At 63.5% G+C, this 24,424-nt stretch carries 24 protein-coding genes; 17 read left to right on the top strand and 7 right to left on the bottom strand.

Features of this window, described 5'->3' with window-relative positions:
• Window position 1: 1 nt before the first annotated feature.
• Window positions 2-442, bottom strand: a complete 441-nt coding sequence (locus ORS3428_RS04685) for a hypothetical protein (protein WP_071095048.1) — start codon at window positions 440-442, stop codon at window positions 2-4.
• A gap of 155 nt (window positions 443-597) precedes the next feature.
• Window positions 598-1,479, bottom strand: a complete 882-nt coding sequence (locus tag ORS3428_RS04680; protein ID WP_071095046.1) for a LysR family transcriptional regulator — start codon at window positions 1,477-1,479, stop codon at window positions 598-600.
• Between the two features lie 372 nt (window positions 1,480-1,851).
• On the opposite strand from ORS3428_RS04680, the gene ORS3428_RS04670 reads away from it, so the two are divergent.
• The 3 genes from ORS3428_RS04670 to ORS3428_RS04660 all read left to right on the top strand — a co-directional run bounded on the left by ORS3428_RS04670 (window position 1,852) and on the right by ORS3428_RS04660 (window position 4,669).
• Window positions 1,852-3,348, top strand: coding sequence for a CoA-acylating methylmalonate-semialdehyde dehydrogenase (locus ORS3428_RS04670; protein WP_071095041.1), 1,497 nt, complete (start codon window positions 1,852-1,854; stop codon window positions 3,346-3,348).
• A 434-nt stretch (window positions 3,349-3,782) separates the two neighbouring features.
• Window positions 3,783-4,088 carry a hypothetical protein gene (locus ORS3428_RS04665; protein WP_071095039.1) on the top strand — a complete coding sequence of 102 codons (306 nt, stop codon included), beginning with the start codon at window positions 3,783-3,785 and terminating at the stop codon, window positions 4,086-4,088.
• Window positions 4,089-4,351: 263 nt separating this feature from the next.
• Window positions 4,352-4,669 carry a hypothetical protein gene (locus tag ORS3428_RS04660; protein ID WP_071095037.1) on the top strand — a complete coding sequence of 106 codons (318 nt, stop codon included), beginning with the start codon at window positions 4,352-4,354 and terminating at the stop codon, window positions 4,667-4,669.
• Window positions 4,670-4,678: 9 nt separating this feature from the next.
• Here the strand turns inward: ORS3428_RS04660 and ORS3428_RS04655 are convergent, their stop codons facing one another.
• Window positions 4,679-5,371: a GntR family transcriptional regulator gene (locus tag ORS3428_RS04655; protein ID WP_071095035.1), complete on the bottom strand. Its 693-nt coding sequence runs from the start codon at window positions 5,369-5,371 to the stop codon at window positions 4,679-4,681.
• A gap of 69 nt (window positions 5,372-5,440) precedes the next feature.
• On the opposite strand from ORS3428_RS04655, the gene ORS3428_RS04650 reads away from it, so the two are divergent.
• Genes ORS3428_RS04650 through ORS3428_RS04640 form a run of 3 tightly spaced genes read left to right on the top strand, consistent with a single transcriptional unit; the run spans window position 5,441 to window position 8,746 of the window.
• Window positions 5,441-6,334 carry a dihydrodipicolinate synthase family protein gene (locus ORS3428_RS04650; RefSeq protein WP_071095031.1) on the top strand — a complete coding sequence of 298 codons (894 nt, stop codon included), beginning with the start codon at window positions 5,441-5,443 and terminating at the stop codon, window positions 6,332-6,334.
• 45 nt (window positions 6,335-6,379) lie between these two features.
• Window positions 6,380-7,711, top strand: coding sequence for an NAD(P)/FAD-dependent oxidoreductase (locus tag ORS3428_RS04645; protein ID WP_071095029.1), 1,332 nt, complete (start codon window positions 6,380-6,382; stop codon window positions 7,709-7,711).
• 33 nt (window positions 7,712-7,744) lie between these two features.
• Window positions 7,745-8,746 carry a 4-hydroxyproline epimerase gene (locus tag ORS3428_RS04640; RefSeq protein WP_071095027.1) on the top strand — a complete coding sequence of 334 codons (1,002 nt, stop codon included), beginning with the start codon at window positions 7,745-7,747 and terminating at the stop codon, window positions 8,744-8,746.
• 18 nt (window positions 8,747-8,764) lie between these two features.
• On the opposite strand, the gene ORS3428_RS04635 is transcribed toward ORS3428_RS04640, so the two are convergent.
• Window positions 8,765-9,652, bottom strand: coding sequence for a LysR substrate-binding domain-containing protein (locus tag ORS3428_RS04635; protein WP_071095025.1), 888 nt, complete (start codon window positions 9,650-9,652; stop codon window positions 8,765-8,767).
• 165 nt (window positions 9,653-9,817) lie between these two features.
• Here ORS3428_RS04635 and ORS3428_RS04630 point away from each other — a divergent pair, with 165 nt between their 5' ends.
• The 10 genes from ORS3428_RS04630 to ORS3428_RS04585 all read left to right on the top strand — a co-directional run bounded on the left by ORS3428_RS04630 (window position 9,818) and on the right by ORS3428_RS04585 (window position 21,536).
• A complete protein-coding gene (locus ORS3428_RS04630; RefSeq protein ID WP_071095023.1) occupies window positions 9,818-10,204 on the top strand; it encodes an ectoine synthase in 387 nt (128 codons plus the stop codon).
• A gap of 416 nt (window positions 10,205-10,620) precedes the next feature.
• Complete coding sequence (locus ORS3428_RS04625; RefSeq protein WP_071095021.1) at window positions 10,621-11,523, top strand: branched-chain amino acid ABC transporter permease; 903 nt, start codon at window positions 10,621-10,623, stop codon at window positions 11,521-11,523.
• 4 nt (window positions 11,524-11,527) lie between these two features.
• Complete coding sequence (gene livM, locus ORS3428_RS04620; protein ID WP_071095019.1) at window positions 11,528-12,952, top strand: high-affinity branched-chain amino acid ABC transporter permease LivM; 1,425 nt, start codon at window positions 11,528-11,530, stop codon at window positions 12,950-12,952.
• On the top strand, window positions 12,952-14,340 hold the full coding sequence (locus ORS3428_RS04615) for an ATP-binding cassette domain-containing protein (protein ID WP_071095017.1): 1,389 nt from the start codon (window positions 12,952-12,954) through the stop codon (window positions 14,338-14,340). Before livM ends, ORS3428_RS04615 begins: the two co-directional genes overlap by 1 nt.
• On the top strand, window positions 14,340-15,068 hold the full coding sequence (locus ORS3428_RS04610; RefSeq protein WP_071095015.1) for an ABC transporter ATP-binding protein: 729 nt from the start codon (window positions 14,340-14,342) through the stop codon (window positions 15,066-15,068). Before ORS3428_RS04615 ends, ORS3428_RS04610 begins: the two co-directional genes overlap by 1 nt.
• A gap of 18 nt (window positions 15,069-15,086) precedes the next feature.
• Complete coding sequence (locus ORS3428_RS04605) at window positions 15,087-15,434, top strand: DUF6867 family protein (RefSeq protein WP_071095014.1); 348 nt, start codon at window positions 15,087-15,089, stop codon at window positions 15,432-15,434.
• 137 nt (window positions 15,435-15,571) lie between these two features.
• Window positions 15,572-16,690: a branched-chain amino acid ABC transporter substrate-binding protein gene (locus ORS3428_RS04600; protein WP_071095012.1), complete on the top strand. Its 1,119-nt coding sequence runs from the start codon at window positions 15,572-15,574 to the stop codon at window positions 16,688-16,690.
• Between the two features lie 438 nt (window positions 16,691-17,128).
• The gene (gene pyc / locus ORS3428_RS04595; RefSeq protein ID WP_071095009.1) at window positions 17,129-20,587 is read left to right on the top strand and encodes a pyruvate carboxylase; all 3,459 of its coding nucleotides are present in this window, start codon (window positions 17,129-17,131) and stop codon (window positions 20,585-20,587) included.
• A gap of 218 nt (window positions 20,588-20,805) precedes the next feature.
• Complete coding sequence (locus tag ORS3428_RS04590; RefSeq protein ID WP_040974416.1) at window positions 20,806-21,066, top strand: DUF2312 domain-containing protein; 261 nt, start codon at window positions 20,806-20,808, stop codon at window positions 21,064-21,066.
• Between the two features lie 20 nt (window positions 21,067-21,086).
• Window positions 21,087-21,536 carry a DUF4268 domain-containing protein gene (locus tag ORS3428_RS04585; protein WP_071095007.1) on the top strand — a complete coding sequence of 150 codons (450 nt, stop codon included), beginning with the start codon at window positions 21,087-21,089 and terminating at the stop codon, window positions 21,534-21,536.
• A gap of 128 nt (window positions 21,537-21,664) precedes the next feature.
• Here ORS3428_RS04585 and ORS3428_RS04580 read toward each other — a convergent pair whose 3' ends face one another.
• Window positions 21,665-22,174 (bottom strand): arsenate reductase ArsC, encoded by a 510-nt coding sequence (locus ORS3428_RS04580; protein WP_071095005.1) that lies wholly within the window; start codon window positions 22,172-22,174, stop codon window positions 21,665-21,667.
• A gap of 135 nt (window positions 22,175-22,309) precedes the next feature.
• On the opposite strand from ORS3428_RS04580, the gene ORS3428_RS04575 reads away from it, so the two are divergent.
• The gene (locus tag ORS3428_RS04575; protein WP_071095003.1) at window positions 22,310-22,654 is read left to right on the top strand and encodes a hypothetical protein; all 345 of its coding nucleotides are present in this window, start codon (window positions 22,310-22,312) and stop codon (window positions 22,652-22,654) included.
• Window positions 22,655-22,728: 74 nt separating this feature from the next.
• Here ORS3428_RS04575 and msrB read toward each other — a convergent pair whose 3' ends face one another.
• Together msrB and ORS3428_RS04565 are read right to left on the bottom strand one after the other, a co-directional pair.
• Window positions 22,729-23,133 carry a peptide-methionine (R)-S-oxide reductase MsrB gene (gene msrB, locus ORS3428_RS04570; protein ID WP_071095001.1) on the bottom strand — a complete coding sequence of 135 codons (405 nt, stop codon included), beginning with the start codon at window positions 23,131-23,133 and terminating at the stop codon, window positions 22,729-22,731.
• Between the two features lie 96 nt (window positions 23,134-23,229).
• Entirely contained in the window at window positions 23,230-24,420 is a 1,191-nt protein-coding gene (locus tag ORS3428_RS04565) for a vWA domain-containing protein (protein ID WP_071094999.1), read from the bottom strand.
• Window positions 24,421-24,424: the final 4 nt, after the last annotated feature.

The following is a 24,424-nucleotide window of genomic DNA, read 5'->3' as shown; positions in this document are numbered from 1 at the left end:
CTCACCCGGTCGCCCCGTTCATGGCCTTGAGCTCGGCCGGGTCGCGCGGCGGCATGAAGCCCTGCGGGAAGATCTTGCAGACCGGAAGCGCGAAAGTGGCGATCAAAAGCTCGGCTTCGCCGCGCATCTTCCTCGGCGCCGTCCTGTCGTCGCGGATCGCCCGTGCCGAGGCGATCAGCGCGCCATCGCAGTCGCAATGATCATGCCGGGCGATATAGCAGGCGTCGTGGATGCGGCAGGCGGCGTCGAGGCGGTCCACCGGCTTCGCCGAAAGGTCGCCGGTACGGGTTCCCGGCCCGCAGTAATTGCCGAAGACGAAGGGCGAGGGGCGGGCCATCGCAGAGCGGATCGGCTTCGGCAGTTCGGCTTCGGGAACCTTGGCCCACGGGTTTGCGCAATCGGAAAGGCAAAGCAGCGGCAGGATGGCAAGAATGGCTCGCATGTCTGCGCCGGCTTTCCGAGAAGTCCCCCTCGCGCTCTTCCGTGGAAAGGCGAAGCGCGTTGCTGCCACACTCCGCGACTTTGTGGCAAGCGCAAGGCGGCATGCCGGTTGCGCTATCGTTTGACGGGTGCGAAGGATGCGGCCTGAAGGCGGATCTACACGAACAAGCTCCTTTCCCGCTCGACCGCCCTGGTGATGAAATTGGCGACCAGCTGGACGCGGCGCAGCGGCCTCACCGATTCGTGATAGACCAGCCAGTAGGCGCGGCGTATCGGCGCGACGATGTCGACCGGCACGAGCTCCGGCATCGAGCGGGCGACGAAAGTGTGCAGGATGCCGATGCCGGCGCCCGAACGCACCGCTTCCGCCTGGCCGAGCGCCGAGGAGATGGCGAAGCTCGAGCGCCAGTCGGGGCTGAACTCTGCGGCATAGTCGAGAGAGGGGCTGACGATCAGGTCCGGCACGTAGCCGATCAGCGTGTGCAGGCCGAGCTCGGCCGCCGYCTTCGGCAGGCCGTTGGCTTCGGCATAGGCACGGGACGCGAACAGGCCGAGCGTGTAGTCGACTAGCTTTCCCGCCACCAGCCGGCCCTCGGTCGGCCGCTCGACCGTGATCGCGATATCGGCCTCGCGGCGCGACAGCGAGAAGGAACGCGGCACGGGCACCAGCTGGATGGTCAGCTCGCGGTGAAGCGCCGTCAGCTCGCCGAGCCRCTTGGCGAGGAAAGCGACGCCGAAACCGTCTGGCGCGCCGATCCGCACCGTGCCGGAAACATCGTCGCCCTCGCCGGCAATGGTCGAGCGCGCGGCGATCATGTCGCTTTCCATGCGCTCCGCGATTTCGAGGAAGCGCTCGCCGGCCGGCGTCAGCTCGCTGCCAGTGGTCAGGCGGCGGAAAAGCTTTGTGCGCAGCGCCTCCTCGAGCGCGGCAATGCGGCGCGATACGGTGGCGTGGTTGAGCTCCAGGCGTTTCGCCGCGCCGAGGATCTGGCCGGCGCGCGCTACTGCTAGGAAGATGCGCACGTCATCCCAATTCATGGGGGTGACTTTGGTGACAACGGTCAAAGTCGCGTTCCTTCGCGCCCCCCTCTGTCCTGCCGGACATCTCCCCCACAAGGGGGGAGATCAGCGGTTCCGCCGCCGGCTCATCTGTTGCGACGTTGGCGATTGGCGAAAGCAAAAATGAGAGCGCAATCTCCCCCCAAGTGGGGGAGATGTCCGGCAGGACAGAGGGGGGCGCGACGAAGCTCAACCTAGGTATCCTAACGACCGACATATCTGCTATTTGCGACAATTAATGCACGTCCGGCTGCCGTTGTCTATTTTCCGCACAACGGTTGCGTTCTGGCTCGCGTTRCCATCGCCGCCGCAAAGGCGGACAATGCGCCATCACCAAAAGGGAGAGAAACCATGATCGAATACGGTCATTTCATCGGCGGCAAGCGCGTCGCCGGGACCAGCGGCCGCAARCAGGATGTGATGCAGCCGATGGACGGCTCGGTGCGCGCCACCGTGGCGCTGGCCTCGGCGCAGGAACTGCGCGCCGCGGTCGAGAATGCCAAGGCCGCGCAGCCCAAGTGGGCCGCCACCAATCCGCAGCGCCGCGTGCGCGTGCTTATGAAGTTCCTCGAGCTGGTTCAGCGCGACTATGACGAGTTGGYCGACATACTGGCGCGCGAGCACGGCAAGACCATTGCCGACGCGCGCGGCGACATCCAGCGCGGCCTCGAAGTGGTCGAGGTCTGCATCGGCGCGCCGCACATGATGAAGGGCGAGTTCACCGACGGTGCCGGCCCCGGCATCGACACCTATTCGATGCGCCAGGCGCTCGGCGTCGTCGCCGGCATCACGCCGTTCAACTTCCCGGCCATGATCCCGCTGTGGAAGATCGCTCCGGCAATCGCCTGCGGCAACGCCTTCATCCTGAAGCCTTCGGAGCGCGATCCGGGCGTGCCGATCCRCATTGCCGAACTGTTCATCGAGGCCGGCCTGCCGGAAGGCATCCTCAACGTCGTCAACGGCGACAAGGAAGTAGTCGACGCCATCCTCGACGATCCGGACATCAAGGCCGTCGGCTTCGTCGGCTCGACGCCGATCGCCCAGTACATCTATGCGCGCGGCTGCGCGGCCGGCAAGCGCGTGCAGTGCTTCGGCGGCGCCAAGAACCACATGATCATCATGCCCGACGCCGACATGGACCAGACGGTCGACGCTCTGGTCGGCGCCGGCTACGGCTCGGCCGGCGAGCGCTGCATGGCGATCTCGGTAGCCGTGCCGGTCGGCAACGACACCGCCAACCGGCTGATGGAAAAGCTGGTGCCGCGCGTCGAAAGCCTGAAGGTCGGTCCGTCGACGGATTCTTCCGCCGATTTCGGCCCGCTGGTGACGGCGCAGGCGCTGGAGCGCGTCAAGGGCTATGTCGATCTCGGCGTCAAGGAAGGCRCGAAGCTCGTCGTCGACGGGCGCGGCTTCAAGATGCAGGGCTACGAGAACGGCTACTATATGGGCGGCTGCCTGTTCGACAACGTGACGCCGGAGATGCGCATCTACAAGGAAGAGATCTTCGGCCCGGTGCTCTCGGTGGTGCGCGCGCCGACCTATGAGAATGCGCTGAAGCTCGCGAACGACCACGAGATGGGCAATGGCGTCGCCATCTTCACCCGCGACGGCGATGCCGCGCGCGACTTTGCTTCCAGGGTCCAGGTCGGCATGGTCGGCATCAACGTGCCGATCCCGGTGCCGATCGCCTACTACACCTTCGGCGGTTGGAAGGCGTCGTCCTTCGGCGATCTCAACCAGCACGGCCCGGATGCGTTCCGCTTCTACACCAAGACCAAGACGGTCACCTCGCGCTGGCCGTCCGGTATCAAGGACGGCGCGGAATTCGTCATCCCGACGATGAACTGACCGGACGATCTCCAGCTTGCGCGTCCTCGCCGCGTTGCGGCTGCGGGCGAGCGGCAGGCATCAAGGACGGTGCGGAATTCGTCATCCCGACGATGAACCGATCGGTCGAAATTCCACTTCACTGAGAAAGCGCGRTGCAAGACCGCGCTTTCATTTATGGACCTGCAGAGGAGGGCCGCTTGCCTCTCGTCTCGTCCATGCAGAGGGCAAGCCTGTCACCATCAAAGCCCCCAAGCGAAGCGCAACTCTAGGTCCATGGGTTCCCGGCGCAGCGCGTCCCGAGAGCATCTTCCGATTCTCTAATAATTCCTCTGCTGTCAGATGGAACCAACAGGCCACCATCCGCCTTAGCCTGTATTCCTGCCATTTGTGCAGGCCAAACAAACTGCGCCGGTTGCAGCCGGGGTTTCTCGCCTGGCGCGAGGAGGTGTCAGATGACACGATTTCTTATGGCGGCGACGTTCCTTGCGACGGCGGCGGTGTTAGGCGGCACCGCGCAAGCCAATGCGGCCGCGCAATGCGCACCGCGCGCCGACATCATCAAGGCGCTCGGCGACAAGTTCCATGAAAGCGAAGCCGGGCACGGGCTGATCAATCCGAACGTGGTGCTTGAGATCTTTGTGTCCGACCAAGGCAGTTGGACCGTGCTTGCCTCCGACACCAAGGGGCAGAGCTRCATCCTTTCCGTCGGCGAAGGCTGGGACAGCCCTTCCATCAGGGCGGCCATGCCGGGCGCCTGATACACCCGCAGGGCCGAGCCAGGCATCTCGCCACGGTTCTTGYTGTCCGCGCGCTCAACGGAACCCTCCACCGCGCTCCCGCTTGTTTATGGTGAGGAGGCCCACCATATCGAATCCAGGGAGCCATGTGCTCCCTGCGACAGACCGGAAAACCAGAAGGAGTGACGCGATGAAGACGTCCAATCCGGCCTGGTGCATTCCGGCACACTGAGGCGGCCGAATGTGCCTCCCTTGCCGGAATGCTTAGGCGAAGGAGGTGCCCAATGGCACGCAAATTTTCGTTTCGATGGATCAAGCTGGCGGCGGTTGGCGTCGCGATGGCGTTGCCGGCATTCCCCGCGAAGGCGCAAGTCATCTGCGGCGGCCACGACCTTTTGGTCGCAAGGCTGGCAACGGCATTCGAGGAGAAACGGCTCGGCTACGGCGTGGCCGGAGAAGCCGCCATCTTCGAGGTGTTCGTCTCGGCAAGCGGAACCTGGACCATCCTGATGACCGACGTAAAGGGCCAGAGCTGCATACTGGCGGCCGGTGAGGGATGGGAAGACACGCTGGCCACCTCAGTCGGGCAGCCGGGCGGCTAGATACCCCGATCAGCGTGTCGCGGCCGCCTCGGCGTGGCCGCGCAGCAGCGCCATCAGTTTGTCTGCGTCCCTGGCGGCCGCCTCCTCGTCGCCATCGAGGATCGAACGGATCAGCGCAACGTGGTGCTCGGCCGACTCGGCCAGGCCGGTGTCTGCCTTGTAGCGGAACCAGAACCGACGGCTGTGCGTCTGCAGGGGTGCGGCGACGCGCGCCGCGAACGGATTATCGGCTGCGATCGCCAGCGCTTCGTCGAGCGCCTTGTCGGCCTGGATGAAGGCAAGCACGTTGCCGGAGATCACCGCCTTCTGCATGGCAAGGGCGGCTTCGTGAAACAGGTCCGCGGCTTCGCGGGTGACGAAGCGGGCGGCGGAGCGGGCAAGCACCACCTCGACGCCACGCCTGGCGTCGATGACTCGCAGCCAGTCGCCGGGGTGAAGCGGCGCGACGGCGATACCGGCGCGGGGTCTCACGTCCAGCRAACCCTCCCAGGCCAGCCGCTGGATCGCCTCGCGCACAGGGGTGCGGCCCAGGCCCAGCCGCTCGATCAACGCGCCCTCGGTGACGAAACTCGAAGGCGCCAGTTCGAGCGTCACGATCATGTGCTCCAGCACACGATAGGCCTTGGTCGCAACCGGCTCGAAGGCCGCCCCCGTTTCGATGGATATCAATGCGCAGCTCCTGATATATTTTTCATATATCATAGCGGATTCAGCATTGACAGCCCGGTTCTTAATAAATATACGACTGATATATCAGATGGAGAGATAGCCATGTGGGCTGGAGTTTTCCCCGCAGTCACGACCAAATTCACGGCCGACGACCGCCTTGATCATGCTGAGATGGAGCGCTGCTTTTCCCTGCAGATGGAGGCCGGCTGCGACGGGATCATCGTTTGCGGCTCGCTCGGCGAAGGGCCGATGCTGTCGCATGACGAGAAGATCGAGGTGCTGAAGACGGCGCAGAAGGTGGCCGGCAAGAAGCCGGTGCTCTTGACCGTCAACGAGCCCGGGACGCGCGAGGCGGCAAGCATCGCCCGCCGCGCCGCCAGGGAGGGCGCCAACGGCCTGATGGTGGTGCCGAGCCCGATCTACCATACCGACCGGCAAGAGACGGTCGCCGCGCTTCGCGCCGTCGCGGAAGCCGGAGACCTGCCGGTCATGATCTACTCCAACCGGCTCGCCTACCGCGTCGACGTCACCGTCGACCTGATGGAGGAACTGGCATCGGACGAACGCTTCGTCGCCATCAAGGAATCCTCCGACGATATCCGGCGCTCGACCGAGATCATCAACCGTCTCGGCGACCGCTACGATCTCTTCACCGGCGTCGACAACCTCGCCTTCGAAGCGCTTTCGGTCGGTGCCATCGGCTGGGTGGCCGGCCTGGTCACCGCCTTCCCGCGCGAAACCGTCGCCATCTACCAGCTGATGAGAAAGGGCYGTCGCGAGGAGGCTCTAAAGATCTATCGCTGGTTCCGGCCGTTGCTCGACCTCGATGTCTCGACCTATCTGGTACAAAACATCAAGCTTGCCGAAGTGCTGGCGATCGATACCAATGACCGTGTGCGCATGYCGCGTCAGCCTTTGTCGGGAGAGCGCCGCAAGACGGTGGAAACGATCGTCRGGGATGCGCTGGCCGTGCGGTCGGAACTGCCGGCGTTCTGATAGCTTTCTGCTCCCCGTTCACAGGGAGAAGATGGCGGCAGCCAGATGAGGGGCAGCGCCAACGTGCAAGGAAATACCAAGTCGACTGAAGAGGGCCGCCCCTCATCCGCCCTTCAGGCACCTTCTCCGCATAGACGGGGAGAAGGGGAAGATATCGCCATCGTCGGCGGCGGCATCATCGGCATCTGCGCCGCGGCTTTTCTCGCCGAGGCGGGGCGCAGCGTCACCGTCTTCGACCGCACCGGCATTTGCGAGGAGACGAGTTCCGGCAACGCCGCCGCCTTCGCCTTCTCCGACGTGCTGCCGCTGGCGCATAAGGGCATGATCAGGYAATTRCCGAAATGGYTTGCCGATCCGCTCGGGCCATTAGCCATCCCGCCAGCCTATCTGCCCAAGCTCCTTCCGTGGCTGGTGCGCTTCTGGCGCGCCGGTGCCGGGAAGCACTATGAAGCAAGCCTGGCGGCGCAGGCCGGCATGATGAAGCTCGCCGAGGCCGAATTGATGGGTCTGCTCGACCGCTCCGGCACGCGACCGATGCTGCGCGAGGACGGCTCGCTAGAGCTTTACGAAAGCGAGGCGGAGTTCCGTGCCGCGCTGTCCGGCTGGCATGCGCGCGAGCGCTTCGGCATCGGCTTCCGCCATGTCGAGGGCGAGGAGATGGCGGCGCTGCAGCCGGGTCTCTCGCCGCGCTTCGTCAAGGGTACCTTCGTGYCGGGCTGGAAGACGGTCGCCGATCCCAAGCTGCTCGGCAAGGCAGTCTGGGCCTATGCGGAACGGCTCGGCGCCCGCTTCGAGCATGCGCGCATCGACCGCGTCGAAGCCGGCGCGGACGGTGCCGCGATCGTGCTTGCCGGCGGCACGACCCGGACAGCAAGGCAGCTCGTTGTCGCGGCAGGCGCCTGGTCGCATCTCCTGGCCAGAAATCTCGGCGACCGCATCCCGCTGGAGACCGAGCGCGGCTACAACACGACGCTGCCGGTCTCGGCCTTCGACGTGAAGCGGCAGCTGATCTTTTCCGGGCACGGCTTCGTCATCACGCCGCTCGAGACAGGCCTGCGCGTCGGCGGCGCCGTCGAACTCGGCGGCATCGAGCGGGCGCCGAATTTCGCCCGCTCCAAGGCGATGCTGGAAAAGGCAAGGCGCTTCCTGCTTGGGCTCGATCCGTCTGGCGGGCGCGAGTGGATGGGTTTTCGCCCCTCGCTGCCGGATTCGCTGCCGGTCATCAGTGCGGCGCGGACGCCGAACGTCTTCTACGCCTTCGGCCACGGGCATCTCGGCCTGACCCAGGCGGCGGCGACCGGCCGCTTGATCCGCGATCTCGTTCTCGGGCAGATTCCGCCGCTCGATCTCACCCCTTTCCGTGCGCAACGGTTCTGACATCCTCCAGGTTCTGATATTTTAGGAAGCACCATGGCCAAGAAATCATTCTTCTGCATCGACGGCCACACCTGCGGCAATCCCGTCAGGCTGGTCGCCGGCGGCGGCCCGCTGCTCGAGGGCAAGACGATGATGGAGCGGCGCGCGCATTTCCTCGCCGAGTATGACTGGATCCGCACCGGCCTGATGTTCGAGCCGCGCGGCCATGACGTGATGTCGGGCTCGATCCTCTATCCGCCGACGCGCGAGGACTGCGACATCGCCATCCTCTTCATCGAGACCTCCGGCTGTCTGCCGATGTGTGGCCACGGCACGATCGGCACGGTCACCATGGMGGTCGAGCACGGGCTGGTGAAGCCCAAGACCCCAGGCGTGCTGAGGCTCGACACGCCGGCCGGCCTGGTCGTCGCCGAATACAAGCAGGTGGGCGAATACGTCGAGGAGGTGCGCATCACCAACGTGCCGTCCTTCCTCTATGCCGAAGGGCTGACGGTGGAGTGCCCGGTGCTTGGCGAGATCAGTGTGGATGTCGCCTATGGCGGCAATTTCTACGCCATCGTGGAACCGCAGAAGAACTACCGCGACATGGCCGACTATTCGGCCGGCGACCTCATCGCCTGGAGCCCGGTGGTGCGGCAGCGGCTCAACGAGAAATATTCATTCGTGCATCCGGAAAACCCGGGCATCAACCGGCTGTCGCACATGCTGTGGACCGGCAAGCCGAGAGATGCCGAGGCCGATGCGCGCAACGCCGTCTTCTACGGCGACAAGGCGATCGACCGGTCCCCCTGYGGCACCGGCACCTCGGCGCGGATGGCGCAGCTCCATGCCAAGGGCAGGCTGAAGGCGGGCGACAATTTCGTGCATGAATCGATCATCGGCTCGCTGTTCAAGGGCAGGGTCGAAAAGGAGGTCAGCGTGGCCRGCAAACCGGCGATCATCCCCTCGATCGGCGGCTGGGCGCGCATGACCGGATTGAACACCATCTTCATCGACGACCGCGATCCGTTCGCGCATGGGTTCATCGTCACCTGATCGCTCCCGGTCGACGCGTCAGGCCGCTTCGCCGTCCGTCGAAACCTGGCTGCGGAACCAATCGGCAAAGGTGATTTCGGCGGCCGAGGGCTGCGCCGACATGGTGAGATAGTAGCCTTTGTCCTTATCGGTCGCGATGTCGGAGACGACAACGAGATCGCCGCGTCGCAACTCCTCGCGGAAAACCTCGATTGGGCAAAGGGCGACGCCGTGGCCGGCGATGACAGCGGTCGCCAATATGTTGAAGTCCGCAAAGACAGGCCCGTTGCCGACATCGGCCCCGGCTATGCCAGCTTGCGAGAACCACTCGCGCCAGCCCTGCCGTGTCTCGTCATGCAAAAGGTCCGCTGCGGCAATGTCCGTCGGCGTGCCAAGCCGGCCCTTGCGGGTCAGGTAATGCGGGCTGCAGGCGGGCTGGCTGACGCGGGAAAAGAGCTTCAGGCTGGTGGCCCTCGGGGATGGATCCGCGCCAAGCGTGATCAGGATGTCGTTGTCGTCGTCATCGAGCCGGTCTTCGGCCTTCGCATAGGCGACGCGGATCGCAATCTCGGGGTGATGGGCGGTAAAGTCCGGCAGGCGTGGAACCAGCCAACGGCTGGCAATGGATGGAATGCAGCCCACCGAGATCGACGCGACAACTGCGTTCCTGCGGATACGCCGGCAGGCAGCCGCGAGGTCGGAGAGCGCTGCGTTCGCCGAGGCCTGGAGAGCCAGCCCGGCGTCGGTCAGGCGGACCTTGCGGGCATCCCTGTGAAACAAGGGCACGCCGAGCCACTCTTCCAGTCGCCTGATCTGATGGCTGATCGCCGGATGGGTAACGTGCAGCTCCTCGCCGGCGGCARAGAAGCTGAGATGGCGCGCGGCGGCTTCGAAAGCGCGAATGGCGTTCAGCGGCAAATAGTCCATCTGTAAATTTTTCTAATGTGTTGGGCGAAAATCGGTCATTTGAACTTTGCGGCCGCTTACGACATTTCTTGACCCGGTTTCGAAAAATAGCGCATCGAAACGGCAAAAACCACATCAATCCGAGAGCATTGTCGCTCTCGCTATAACTCAGAAGAAAGAGATGCCATGTTCACCAGGCAATTGGCTGATGTAGAAAAAACTGACTTCTTCGTTGATTGGGGGAATGGCACGAGCCATCGGCTCCTCACCCAGCGGGACGGTATGGGGTTCACAGTCTGCCATACGGTCGTGCGTGCTGGCAGCGAGTCGCGGCTTCAGTATCGGCGGCACCTGGAGGCCTGCTACTGCATCTCCGGCAGCGGCGAGGTCGAGGATATGTCGGGCGAGGTCCACCGCATCGAACCTGGCACGATCTAYGTTCTCGATGCCCATGACGATCACTACCTGCGCGCCGATGCGGCCGGCGACATGGTGCTGGTCAGTGTCTTCAATCCGCCGCTCCACGGAACGGAGCGGCATACTCTCGACGGGGGAAGCGGCTCCGCTTACTGAAACTTCGGGCTGGGAGAATGCTTCATCGGCGAGGCGAATATTCGCGGCGTCGCCTCGCCGTCACATGACCGTCATACTGAGCAGAATCCTGACCCTGCGGAATGTGTGGGAGGGCAAAATCGGACGCTCCCGTTGACGCAAGGAATCTTCACATCAAATTATCTTGACGGCGATTTCTTCGAAACCGCGCGCATGATACGGCTGAATCGTCAAAGACATTGCGTTGTGCCAATGATAGGGTCCGCGATAGTCCAAGGGGCCGGGTGCGAAAAAACGGGCAATCGGGCGGCGTGCTTCCAAACCACGCGCGACGATTGAAAAATGACGTTGCAATCCGGGCTCGAAACTTTACGACTAGGGGCAATACGAAAAGGAATGCGTCCGCGAAGGCGAYATTCCAGGGGAGCCGCGTAAATATGCAGTACTTCGTCCAGCAGCTTATCAACGGGCTGACGCTGGGATCTATCTACGGGCTGATCGCGATCGGCTACACGATGGTCTACGGCATCATCGGCATGATCAATTTCGCCCATGGCGACATCTTCATGGTCGGCGCCTTCACGGCCCTCATCGTCTTCCTGATCCTCGGCGCGATGTTCTATTCGGTGCCGGTGGTGGTGGCGCTTCTGATCATGATGATCGTGGGCATGCTGCTCACCGGCCTCTATAATTGGACCATCGAGAAGGTCGCCTACCGTCCGCTGCGAGGCTCGTTCCGCCTGGCGCCGCTCATCACCGCAATCGGCATGTCGATCGCGCTGTCCAATTTCGTGCAGGTGACCCAAGGTCCGCGCAACAAGCCGATCCCGCCGCTGGTCAGCCAAGTCTACACGATCGACGGCATCAGCGTCTCGCTGAAGCAGATCATCATCGTGCTGGTCACCGCCGTGCTGCTGGCGATCTTCTGGTATCTCGTCAACAGGACGTCGCTGGGGCGGGCGCAGCGCGCCTGCGAGCAGGACCGCAAGATGGCGGCGCTGCTTGGCATCGATGTCGACCGCACTATCTCCATCACTTTCATCATGGGCGCAGCGCTTGCCGCCGTCGCCGRCACGCTGTTCCTGATGTATTACGGAGTGGTTGTGTTCTCTGACGGCTTCGTGCCGGGCGTGAAGGCTTTTACCGCGGCGGTGCTCGGCGGCATCGGCTCGCTGYCGGGCGCAGTGCTCGGCGGGCTGCTCATCGGCTTCATCGAGAGCATGTGGTCGGCCTATTTCTCGATCGACTACAAGGATGTGGCCGCCTTCTCGATCCTGGCGATCGTGCTGATCTTCCTGCCCTCCGGCATACTAGGCCGGCCTGAAGTCGAAAAGGTCTGATCCCATGGCCGTTACCGTATCTTCGGGGAGCAAGGTCGTCRCCACTCCCATGCAGCGCGCTTTGYGCGAAGGGTTCTATGCCGGCGCCATCGCCCTCGGCCTGTTCGTGCTGTTCATCGGGCTGAGAACCGACCAGAACATCAGCAACGAACTGATCCTGGTGCAGCGCTGGGGCCTGCTTGCCGCAGTGGTCATCGCGGTCGCCGTCGGCCGCTTCATCTATGTCGCCTACGCGGTGCCGGCGATCGAGCGGTCCAGGGCCGAAAAGGCCAAGGCGCCCGCGGCCGTGGCGGAACCGGGTTTCGTGCGGCGGAACTTCAACAAGATCGGCGCCGCGGTGCTGATCCTCTATCCCGTCGCGATGGTTTCGCTTTTCGGCTTCCAGGGCTCGCTGAAGTGGGTCGACAATTTCGGCATCCAGATCCTGATCTATGTGATGCTGGCCTGGGGGCTGAATATCGTGGTTGGGCTGGCCGGCCTGCTCGACCTCGGCTACGTCGCCTTCTACGCGGTCGGCGCCTATGCCTATTCGCTACTCGCAACGCATTTCGGCCTGTCTTTCTGGATCCTGCTCCCGGCGGCCGGCGCCATGGCCGCCTTCTGGGGCATGATGCTCGGCTTCCCGGTGCTGAGACTGCGCGGCGACTATCTGGCGATCGTGACCCTAGCCTTCGGCGAGATCATCCGACTCGTGCTCATCAACTGGCGCGACGTGACCCATGGGTCGGCCGGCATTTCCGGCATTCCGAAGGTGTCGTTCTTCGGCCTGATGTCGTTCAACGTCTCGGATCCGAACTACAWCGCCAAGGTGCTGCACATCACCCAGTCGGGCGCCTATTACAAAATCTTCCTCTACTACCTGATCCTGGGGCTTTGCTTCCTCACCGCCTTCGTCACGATCAGGCTTCGCCGCCTGCCGGTGGRCCGGGCCTGGGAAGCGCTGCGCGAGGATGAGATCGCCTGCCGTTCGCTCGGCATCAACACCACCACAACCAAGCTGACGGCGTTCGCCACCGGCGCCATGTTCGGCGGCTTCGCCGGCGCGTTCTTCGCCGCACGGCAAGGCTTCGTCAGCCCCGAATCCTTCGTCTTCCTGGAATCGGCGATCATCCTCGCCATCGTGGTGCTGGGCGGCATGGGCTCGCTCGGCGGCATCGCGGTGGCGGCGCYGGTGATGATCGGCGGCACCGAGATCCTGCGCGAACTCGACTTCCTCAAGACCGGCCTGCGCTGGGGCAACATGACGGTCATTCCGGGCTTCGGCTCCGACTTCACCCCTGAACTCTACCGCATGCTTCTGTTCGGCATGGCCATGGTCATCGTCATGCTGTGGAAGCCGCGCGGCTTTGTCGGCAGCCGCGAGCCGACGGCCTTCCTCAAGGAGCGAAGAGCGGTCTCAAGCTCCTTCACCAAGGAGGGTCACGGCTGATGGACATGCGAGCTTCCGTGAGCGATTTCATCCTGCAGGTCGARCACCTGTCGATGARGTTCGGMGGMCTGGTCGCYATCGGCGACCTGTCCTTCCAGGCCAGGCGCGGCGAGATCACCGCGCTGATCGGGCCGAACGGCGCCGGCAAGACGACGGTGTTCAACTGCATCACCGGCTTCTACAAGCCGTCGGAAGGCATGATCACGCTCAACCGGCGTGACGGTGCGACCTATCTGCTCGAGCGCCTGCCCAACCACGAGATCCCGGCGCACRCCAAGGTGGCGCGCACCTTCCAGAACATCCGCCTGTTCTCCGGCATGACGCTGCTGGAAAACCTGCTCGTCGCCCAGCACAACAAGCTGATGAAGGCCTCGGGCTACACCTTCCTCGGCCTGTTCGGCTTCCCGAGTTATCGCAAGGCCTCGGCCGAGTCGATCGAGCTCGCCAGGCACTGGCTGGAGAAGGCCGACCTGATCGAGCGCGCCGACGATCCGGCCGGCGACCTGCCCTATGGCGCGCAGCGTCGGCTGGAGATCGCACGCGCCATGTGCACCGGGCCTGAGCTGCTTTGCCTCGACGAGCCGGCCGCCGGCCTCAACCCGAAGGAATCGGCCGCGCTCAACGAGTTGCTGATCGATATCAAGGACAACACCGGCACCTCGATCCTGCTCATCGAGCACGACATGTCAGTGGTCATGCAGATCTCCGACCATGTCGTGGTGCTCGAATACGGCCGCAAGATCTCCGACGGCAACCCGCAGTCGGTCAGGACCGACCCGCGCGTCATCGCCGCCTATCTCGGCGTCGCCGACGAGGAAGTCGAGACCGTGCTGACCGAAGTCGGCGACGAGGACGTCATCGAGCAGCTTGATACCGGGCCGGATGCGGCGCACGGGCCGGCTAGTTCCGCTTCGATGATGGCGGGTCCGGTTTCCGATACTGTCGAACACGCGGACCAGGGCGAAAAGGTCACGGTGTCGAAGAACGCCTCGAGGGCGGCTCAGGTCGATGYGCTCGCGGCATCGGCTGCCAGCAAGTCGGTAACCTCTGCGAAATCCGCCAAACCGTCTTCCAAGGCGAAAAGCGCCTCGACRAAGGGAGYGGCGAAGTCGGCTTCGCCAAAGGCGGTTTCCAATGCGCTCGACGCGCCACGTGACGGGAAACCGGACCGCCTGATCTTGATCAAGGGCATCGGGCCCATCAGCGAGAAGGCGCTCAACGAGCATGGGATCTTCCATTTCGACCAGATCGCGGCCTGGAAGAAGGYCGACGTCGAGGCGGCCGAACAATATCTCGCCTTTGACGGTCGCATCGCTCGCGAGGATTGGATCGGCCAGGCCAAGGTACTCGCCAAGAGGGCGGCCGCAGCCAAGCGTGGGGGTAAATAATGGCCGGCACAACGCTGCTCGATATCAAGGGCGTGCAGACCTATTACGGCAACATCCGGGCGCTGAACGGGGTGGACGTCACCGTCAACCAGGGTGAGATCGTGGCGCTGATCGGCGCCAACGGCGCCGGCAAGTCGACGCTGATGATGACCATCTTCGGCGCGCCACGCGCCCGCGCGGGCACCATCACCTTCGCCGGCACCAACATCACCCAGATGCCGACGCACGAGATCGCCCGTATGCGCATCGCCCAGTCGCCGGAGGGACGCCGTATCTTCCCGCGCATGACGGTGATGGAGAACCTGCAGATGGGCGCCAGCATCGACAATCTCAAGCATTATGACGAGGATGCCGAGAAGGTCTTCGCGCTGTTCCCGCGGCTGAAGGAGCGCATCAACCAGCGCGGCGGCACATTGTCCGGCGGCGAGCAGCAGATGCTGTCGATCGGCCGTGCGCTGATGGCGCGGCCAAAGCTGCTGTTGCTCGACGAGCCGTCGCTGGGTCTGGCGCCGCTGATCGTCAAGCAGATCTTCGACGCCATCCGCGAACTGAACAGGACGCAAGGGCTGACCRTGTTCCTGGTCGAGCAGAACGCCTTCGGYGCCCTGAAGCTGGCCGATCGCGGCTATGTCATGGTCAATGGCAATGTGACGATGAGCGGCACCGGCAAGGATCTGCTCGCCAATCCGGAAGTGCGCGCCGCCTATCTCGAAGGCGGGCATCACTAAGGTCGGGAGACATCAATCATGCAGGGCGTTCTCTACGAAGAAGCCTCGATCTGGCAGTTCCTGTTCGTCACCTGCCTGCTCGGCGGCTGGGCGGYTTGGATGACCGGCAAGGCGGCRGCGCAGACCTGGAACAGCCACTTCCGGCTGTTCCTTTATATGCTGGGTCTCGGCATCGGCATCCGGTTCATCCATCATGCCCTGTTCGATGGCACGATGTTCTCGCTGCACTACTACATCGTCGACACCATCGTACTGACGATACTGGGCTTCCTCGGCTATCAATACACGCGCACGAACCAGATGGTCAGGCAGTATAATTGGCTCTACGAAAGAGCTTCCCTATTGAGCTGGAAACCGAAGGGTTGAGGTTCATGATTGACGTCGTTTCGGGGATGAATCGGCGTGACAAGTGCCTGAAAATCGGCATTCTATGCTTTCTGCGATAAGGGTGGGCATCGCATGAAAGTATCATCCACGCCCACTCCGTAAATGGGAGCGTTTCAATGAAAAAATCACTTTTGTCCGCCGTGGCGCTGACCGCGTTCATCGCGTTCAGYGGCAGCGCGTGGGCCGACATCCTGATCGGCGTCGCCGGTCCGATTACCGGTCCGAACGCCGCCTTTGGCGCGCAGCTGCAGAAGGGCGCGGAACAGGCGGTCGCCGACATCAATGYGGCGGGCGGCATCAACGGCGAGAAGCTCAAGCTCGAGATCGGCGACGACGTCTCCGACCCCAAGCAGGGCATTTCGGTCGCCAATAAGTTCGTCGCTGACGGCGTCAAGTTCGTCGACGGCCACTTCAACTCGGGCGTGACCATTCCTGCGTCGGAAGTCTATGCGGAGAACGRCATCCTCGTCATGACGCCGGCCGCGACCAATCCGCAGCTCACCGAGCGCGGCCTGTGGAACACCTTCCGCACCTGCGGCCGCGACGACCAGCAGGGCAAGGTGGCGGGCGACTACATCGCCAAGAACTTCAAGGACGCCAAGATCGCCATCGTCCACGACAAGACGCCTTATGGCCAGGGCCTCGCCGACGAGACCAAGAAGAACCTGAACGCCAACGGCATCAAGGAAGTGATGTATGAAGGCGTGAATGTCGGCGACAAGGACTTCTCGGCCCTCATCGCCAAGATGAAGGAAAACGGCGTCACGCTGATCTACTGGGGCGGCCTGCACACCGAAGCCGGCCTGATCATCCGTCAGTCGGCCGACCAGGGCCTGAAGGCGCCTCTGTTCTCGGGCGACGRCATCGTCTCCAACGAACTGGCCTCGATCGCCGGCGACGCAGTCGCTGGTACGCTGAACACCTTCGCTCCGGATCCGCGCAAGAACCCGGCCGCCAAGGAGGTGGTGGAGAAGTTCCGCGCGGCCGGCTTCGAGCCGGAAGCCTACACGCTCTACTCCTACGCCGCGATTCAGATCATCTCGCAGGCGATCGCCAAGGTCGGCTCGGCTGACGATGCGCAGAAGGTTGCCGACACGATCAAGTCGGGCGGTCCGTGGAAGACGGCCATCGGCGAGATCGGCTACGACTCCAAGGGCGACATCACCCGTCCGGACTATGTCATCTATGAGTGGAAGAAGGGCGAGGACGGCAAGTACAGCTACTTCGAGAAATAAGCCGGCCAACAAAAGCCGACTTTTCAAGGATGCCCGGCGCCGAGCGCCGGGCATTTTTGTTGTCCGGGAAACTAATGCATGCCGCCCGAAAGTGCGCAGCGGTTTTGGGGGACGACATGCATCAAAACAGACTTAAAGCGAGTTGCGATCTTTCAGGTTCGCTCCATGCGCTTGAGATTTTTGATTTTACGCATGCCTTTGTCCCGAAACCGGTTCCCAGTTTCGGGAGGCGTGCTTTGCCGAGGGGTCGACCGCGTCGCCCTTCGCGAGGATGCCTCGGCATGCATATTTGAACCGCCGGAGGGTGGCCACGGCGGCTTTGGCGCAAACAAACGATTTAAATCGTTTTAATTGTCGCGCGATTTTGTTTGCGCTGCAGCATTTTCACGCTAATCATTGCGCCGGTTCATTCCACCTTACGCTGCTGGAGCCCAGTCCTTGGCAATCACGAAGATCCTCGTCGCCAATCGATCCGAAATCGCCATCCGCGTCTTTCGCGCGGCCAATGAACTGGGCCTCAAAACAGTGGCGATCTGGGCGGAAGAGGACAAATATTCGCTGCACCGCTTCAAGGCCGACGAGAGCTATCAGGTCGGGCGCGGGCCGCATCTGGCCAAGGACATGGGTCCGATCGAAAGCTATCTCTCGATCGACGAGGTGATTCGCGTCGCCAGACTGTCGGGCGCGGATGCGATCCATCCCGGCTACGGCCTGCTGTCGGAGAGCCCGGAATTCGCCGAGGCCTGCGCCRCCGCCGGCATCACCTTCATCGGGCCGAAGCCGGAGACGATGCGCCGGCTCGGCAACAAGGTCGCTGCGCGCAACCTGGCGATCGAGGTCGGCGTGCCGGTCGTGCCCGCCACCGATCCGTTGCCGGACGACATGCAGGAGGTGAAGAAGCTCGCCGCGGAGATAGGCTATCCGGTGATGCTGAAGGCCTCATGGGGCGGCGGCGGCCGCGGCATGCGCGCCATCCGTTCGGAAGCGGACCTCGCCCGCGAGGTGATGGAAGGSAAGCGCGAGGCCAAGGCCGCCTTCGGCAAGGACGAGGTCTATCTGGAGAAGCTGATCGAGCGCGCCCGCCATGTCGAGGTGCAGGTGCTCGGCGACACGCACGGCAATGCCGTGCATCTGTTCGAGCGCGACTGCTCGATCCAGCGCCGCAACCAGAAGGTCGTCGAGCGTGCGCCGGCGCCGTATCTCAGCAATGAATTGCGCCAGGAGCTCTGCGGCTATGCGCTGAAGATCGCGCGCGAGACGAACTATGTCGGCGCCGGCACGGTCGAGTTCCTGCAGGATGCCGATACCGGCAAGTTCTACTTTATCGAGGTCAACCCGCGCATCCAGGTCGAGCACACCGTCACCGAGATGGTGACCGGCATCGATATCGTGAAGGCGCAGATCCACATCCTCGACGGCTTCGCCATCGRCAAACCGGAATCCGGCGTGCCGGCGCAGAAGGACATCAAGCTCAACGGCCACGCGCTGCAGTGCCGCATCACTACCGAGGATCCGGAGCATAATTTCATTCCGGACTATGGCCGCATCACCGCCTATCGCGGCGCCACCGGCTTCGGCATCCGCCTCGACGGCGGCACCGCCTATTCGGGYGCGGTCATCACGCGCTTCTACGATCCGCTGCTCGAAAAGGTGACGGCCTGGGCGCCGACGCCGGCCGAGACCATCGCGCGCATGAACCGTGCGCTGCGCGAATTCCGCATCCGCGGCGTGGCCACCAACCTCACCTTCCTCGAAGCCATCATCAACCACCCGAGCTTCGCCGACAATTCCTACACCACCAAGTTCATCGACACGACGCCGGAGCTGTTCCAGCAGGTGAAGCGGCAGGACCGCGCCACCAAGCTGCTCAACTATCTCGCCGACGTCAGCGTCAACGGCCATCCGGAGACGCGCGGACGGCCGATGCCCAAGCACGATGCCGCGCCACCTGTCGTGCCCTATCTCAACGGCAACATTCCCGACGGCAGCAAGCAACGGCTCGATGCGCTCGGGCCTGAGAAGTTCGCAGCCTGGATGCGCGCGCAGAGCCAGGTTCTGGTCACCGACACGACGATGCGCGACGGCCACCAGTCGCTGCTCGCCACCCGCATGCGCACCTATGACATTGCCGGTATTGCCGGCACCTATGCGCGGGCGCTGCCGCAGCTCTTGTCGCTGGAATGCTGGGGCGGCGCCACCTTCGACGTCGCCATGCGCTTCCTCACCGAGGATCCGTGGGAGCGGCTGAGCAAAGTGCGCGAAGCCGCGCCGAACCTTCTGCTGCAGATGYTTCTGCGCGGCGCCAACGGCGTCGGCTACACCAACTATCCCGACAATGTCGTGCAGCATTTCGTCCRCCAGGCGGCGGCCGGCGRCATCGACCTCTTCCGCGTCTTCGACTGCCTGAACTGGGTCGAAAACATGCGCGTCGCCATGGATGCGGTCGGCGCCGAGGGCAAGCTGATCGAAGCGGCGATGTGCTACACCGGCGACATCCTCGATCCGGCGCGCGCAAAATACGATCTCAAATACTATGTCGGGCTGGCGAAGGAGCTCGAGGCAGYCGGCGCGCATATCATCGCCGTCAAGGACATGGCCGGCCTGCTCAAGCCGTCAGCGGCACGCGTGCTGTTCAAGGCGCTGCGCGAATCCACCGACCTGCCGATCCATTTCCATACCCATGACACGTCCGGCCTCTCGGCGGCGACGGTGCTGGCGGCGGTCGAGACCGGCGTCGACGCCATCGATGCGGCGATGGATTCCTTCTCCGGCAACACCTCGCAGCCCTGCCTCGGCTCGATCGTCGAGGCGCTCAAGGGCACCGAGCGCGATCCCGGCCTCGATCCGCAGTGGATCCGCCACATCTCTTTCTACTGGGAAGCGGTACGCAACCAGTACGCCGCCTTCGAGAGCGACCTCAAGGGACCGGCGTCGGAAGTCTATCTGCACGAGATGCCGGGCGGGCAGTTCACCAATCTCAAGGAACAGGCGCGTTCGCTCGGGCTCGAAACGCGCTGGCACGAGGTGGCGCAGGCCTATCACGACGTCAACCTGATGTTCGGCGATATCGTCAAGGTGACGCCGTCGTCGAAAGTGGTCGGCGACATGGCGCTGATGATGGTCAGCCAGGACCTCGCCGTCGCCRATGTCGAGAACCCGGCCAAGGACATCGCCTTCCCGGATTCGGTCGTCTCGATGCTGCGCGGCGATCTCGGCCAGTCGCCCGGCGGATGGCCCGAAGCGCTGCAGAAAAAGGCGCTGAAGGGCGAAAAGCCGATCACGGTCAGGCCTGGCTCGCTGCTCAAGCCGGCGAACCTCAAGGCCAGCCGCAAGGAGATCGAAGAGAAGCTGGAGCGCAAGCTTTCGCAGTTCGACTTCGCATCCTGGCTGATGTATCCGAAGGTCTTCACCGACTTTGCCGCCGCGCAGGAAACCTACGGGCCCGTCAGCGTGCTGCCGACGCCGACCTATTTCTACGGCATGAAGGCGGAAGACGAGATCTTCGTCGACATCGAGAAGGGCAAGACGCTGGTCATACGCTGCCTGGCGATCGCCGACGTCGACGAAAAGGGCATGGTCACCGTCTTCTTCGAGCTCAACGGCCAGCCCCGGCGCGTGAAAGTGCCGGACCGCGCGCACGGCGCTTCCGCCGCCAAGGCGCGGCGCAAGGCAGAGCAGGGCAACGAGGCGCATATCGGCGCGCCGATGCCGGGTGTGGTTTCCGCGCTTGCCGTGGCGCCAGGGCAGGCTGTCAAGGCGGGCGACGTGCTGCTTTCGATCGAGGCGATGAAGATGGAGACCGCACTTCATGCCGAGCGCGACGGCGTGGTCGCCGAAGTGCTGGTCAAGGCTGGTGACCAGATCGATGCCAAGGATCTGCTGATCGCGTTTGGGTGAGTAGTCGTCGGCGGGCTGCTCCGAGRCATTGTTCGACGCAACGAGATTGTTCCGCCGTCGAGTCAATTGTCGAAGCTGGCAGCGCCGGCCTTGGAAGCAAGCGGGCCTTTCATGCCGCACCAATAACTTCTTGACCCGTCGCGCCTGCTCGGGCATCGAACCCGCTCCAATTTTGCCGGGCGGGAATCRCCGCGGCGCAGAAAAACGCGGAGAGAAAAATGGCCGACGAGATCACCGAGACCAGCCAGACTGTTGCRGCCGGCCAGCTGCGGGCCATCATCGAACGCATCGAGCGGCTCGAGGAAGAAAAGAAGACGATTTCCGACGACATCAAGGACGTCTACGCCGAGGCCAAGGGCACCGGCTTCGATACCAAAGCGATTCGCACCATCGTTAGGCTGCGCAAGAAAGACCAGGCCGAGCGGCAGGAGGAGGAATCCATCCTCGACCTCTACAAGGCCGCGCTCGGCATGGTCTAAGCTCATGGCCGGGGTCGGCCATGAATGAGTTCGACTTCGGCGGCCGCCGCGCTTCGGAGTTCCGCCACCGCGGGTTCTGGACGCTGTTCGCCGAGCGGCATCCGGAAGAAAGGGCCCGGCTGGCTAGGCGCGGGCCCTGGTTCTGGCAGCGTGGGCTGCCCGAATTCGGGCTGGTGCTTTCCATGTATGTCGCGCCCAGCGAGAATGTGGTCGGCGTCTTCTTCGGCCGCAACGAGAAGCTCGGCGCCACGGATGTCTGGACGCGACTGAAGCCGTTCCGGCCGGCGATCGAGGCGCGRCTGAAGCTCAAGCCGGAGCAGAGCGTGCAGAACCTCGGCATCAACTCGATGTGGCGGGTCAACTGCTTTGCCGAGGACAACTGGCCGGCGATGGCCGACTGGCTGGTGACGGAATGCTCGCGCTTCGAGCGCGCGGTGACCGAAGTGCTGGGCGACGAAGCCCAGCCTTAAAAGCACGTCGCGCTGAACGTTTTCGGACGACGTGCTTTAAGTCTTTGTTTTGATGCATGCCGTTCCCCAAAACCGCTGCGCAGTTTTGGGCGGCACGCACCAGGCCTTGTCGCGCAAGGCAGTCGGTTTCAATCCGGCCGCGAGCGGTCGCGGCCGATCTCCTCCAGATGCTGCTGCACGGCCAGACGGTCGAGCGATTCCATCGGCAGATTCGTGAATACGGCGATGCGGTTGCTCAGCATGCGGAAGGCATCGGTGAAGGCGAGATGCTTCTCGGCTTCGGTGCCGCCGGCCTTGGCTGGATCAGGCACCGCCCAAAGCGCCGTCATCGGATGACCGGGCCAGACCGGGCAGCTTTCATTGGCGGTGCTGTCGCAAACGGTGAAGATGAAATCCATCTCCGGCGCGTCCGGGCCCGAAAACTCGTCCCAGCTCTTCGAGCGGGCGAAGGATGTGTCGTAGCTGAGGCTTTCCAGCAGCTCGAGCGCATAAGGACTGACGGTGCCCTTCGGGTGCGCGCCGGCGGAGTAGGCCTTGAAGCGGCCGCCGCCGAGGCGGTTGAGGATGGCTTCCCCCATGATCGAACGGGCCGAGTTGGCGTTGCAGAGAAAAAGAGCGTTGTAGACATGACCGCTCATTGCGAACCTCGCTGTGCTTGCTGGTGCAAATGACAGAACACGATGTGGGTCACAGGTCCGTTATGATACACGCTTTGACAGCGGGTTTCTGTTTCGTCTGCGTCAAGCTTTCATTCTGCCCATGAGGCTCGATTGATGGACAAGCCTGACCCAGCCGGTACCGCGCCGGCGAAAATCGACCGCGCAGCCGGCTTCTTTCGCGCGCGCTGGAGAGGCGAAGCCCAGCTCGACCGGCTGTTCTGGCGCGACATGCTGCTTGCCGGCACGGCGATCAATATCGCCTCGTCGGGACTGGCGCTCGCCCTGCTCGGGCTGAAGCTTCCGCTCTGGCTGGTGCTGACGGTGCATCTCCTGCCGGTGCCCTACAACATCTTTCTTGCGCTGGCCGTCTGGCGGACCGCGGAAAAGACAGGCGGCGCAAAGGCATCGCTGATGATGMTGGGCTCGGCGCTCTGGCTGATTGCGACAGTCGTCGCGTAAGCGGTGCGGGGTATCCGCGCGTGCAAAAAAAGGCGGCCGAAGCCGCCCTTTCCGGAGCTATGGCGAAGTGCCGTTCAGGCCGCCGGCTCGAAGCGCAACGCCACGCCGTTGATGCAGTAGCGCAGGCCTGTCGGCGGCGGGCCGTCCTCGAAGACATGGCCGAGATGGCTGCCGCAGCGCGAGCAATGGCATTCGGTGCGCACCATGCCGTAGCTGCGGTCGACGGTGGTTTCGATCGAACCCGGCACCGGATCGTTGAAGCTCGGCCAGCCGGTGCCGCTCTCAAACTTCAGCTTGGATTCGAACAGCGGCTGGTCGCAGCCGACGCAGTAAAATGTGCCGGTGCGCTTCTCGTAGAGCAGGGCGCAGCTTCCGGGGCGCTCGGTGCCATGATTGCGCATGACGRCATATTGCTCGGGCGTCAGCCGGGCGCGCCATTCGGCGTCGCTGCGGGTGACGGGATAGGCGTGGGTGTCCATGAAATCTCCTCGGCCTTGGCGGCTCGTTGTTGGTTGCAGCCTCTATTCGCGCCAACATAGGCATTTGTTACAGGCCTGCCCAGCCGCAGTCGTTCGCTAATGTTTCCGCGAAAGCTGCTTTGTCGCCGCTTCGAGCCCGGCGAGCGTCAGCGGGTACATGCGGCCGCCGAAGATGTCGCGGATCATCGCGATTGAGTGGGTGTAGCGCCAGTTCTTCTCAGCTTCCGGGTTGAGCCACACCGCGTTCGGCCATTGCTGCAACAGCCGCGCGAGCCAGACGCTGCCGGCTTCCGGATTCCAATGCTCGACCGAGCCGCCGGGATGGGCGATCTCGTAAGGGCTCATCGATGCGTCACCGACGACGATGACCTTGTAATCCGGGCCGTATTTGTGGAGCAGGTCGAAGGTCGGGATCGTCTCGGCCAGACGGCGGCGGTTGTCCTTCCAGACGCGCTCATAGAGACAGTTGTGGAAATAGAAATATTCGAGCTGGCGGAATTCGGCCCGCGCGGCCGAAAACAGCTCCTCGACGCTGCGGATATGATCATTCATCGAGCCGCCGACGTCGAAGAACATCAGAAGCTTCACGGCGTTGCGCCGCTCAGGCCGCGTCTTGACGTCGAGATAGCCGTGCTCGGCGGTGGCGTGGATGGTGCCGGGCAGATCGAACTCCTCCTCGGCGCCTTCGCGCACCCAGCGGCGCAGCCGCTTCAGCGCCACCTTGATGTTGCGGGTGCCGAGCTCGACCGCATCGTCGAAGTTTTTGAACTCGCGCTTGTCCCAGACCTTTACCGCTCGGCGATGCCGGCTCTCATGCTGGCCGATGCGCACGCCTTCCGGGTTGTAGCCGTAGGCGCCGAAGGGTGAGGTGCCGCCGGTGCCGATCCATTTCGAGCCGCCCTGGTGGCGGCCTTTCTGCTCCTCGAGCCGCTTCTTCAGCGTCTCCATGAGTTTGTCGAAGCCGCCCAGCGCCTCGACCAGTTTTTTCTCGTCGTCGGTCAGGTGCTTTTCGGCGAGCCGGCGCAGCCATTCCTCCGGGATATTGACGACATCGAGGGCATCCGGCCCGGCAAGCGCCTCGACGCCCTTGAAGACATGCGCGAAGACCTGGTCGAAACGGTCGATATGGCGCTCGTCCTTCACCAGGGCCGAGCGTGCGAGGTAATAGAAACCTTCGACATCATAGTCGACCAGTCCCGCTTCCAACCCTTCCAGCAGCGACAGATATTCCCTGAGCGAAACGGGAACCCGCGCGGCCTTCAGTTCGAGGAAAAAGGGGATGAACATCGGC

The organism is Mesorhizobium sp. ORS 3428 (assembly GCF_001854785.1).
Lineage (GTDB): Bacteria > Pseudomonadota > Alphaproteobacteria > Rhizobiales > Rhizobiaceae > Mesorhizobium.
Note: the sequence above shows the minus strand (reverse complement) of the source record. Positions and strands in the feature narration are given on the sequence as shown.

Excerpts from the sequence above, each read along its gene's own strand:
- ORS3428_RS04685 (WP_071095048.1), bottom strand. The coding sequence starts at position 442 with ATGCGAGCCATTCTTGCCATCCTGCCGCTGCTTTGCCTTTCCGATTGC.
- ORS3428_RS04565 (WP_071094999.1), bottom strand. The coding sequence starts at position 24,420 with ATGTTCATCCCCTTTTTCCTCGAACTGAAGGCCGCGCGGGTTCCCGTT.
- ORS3428_RS04580 (WP_071095005.1), bottom strand. The coding sequence starts at position 22,174 with ATGAGCGGTCATGTCTACAACGCTCTTTTTCTCTGCAACGCCAACTCG.
- ORS3428_RS04660 (WP_071095037.1), top strand. The coding sequence starts at position 4,352 with ATGGCACGCAAATTTTCGTTTCGATGGATCAAGCTGGCGGCGGTTGGC.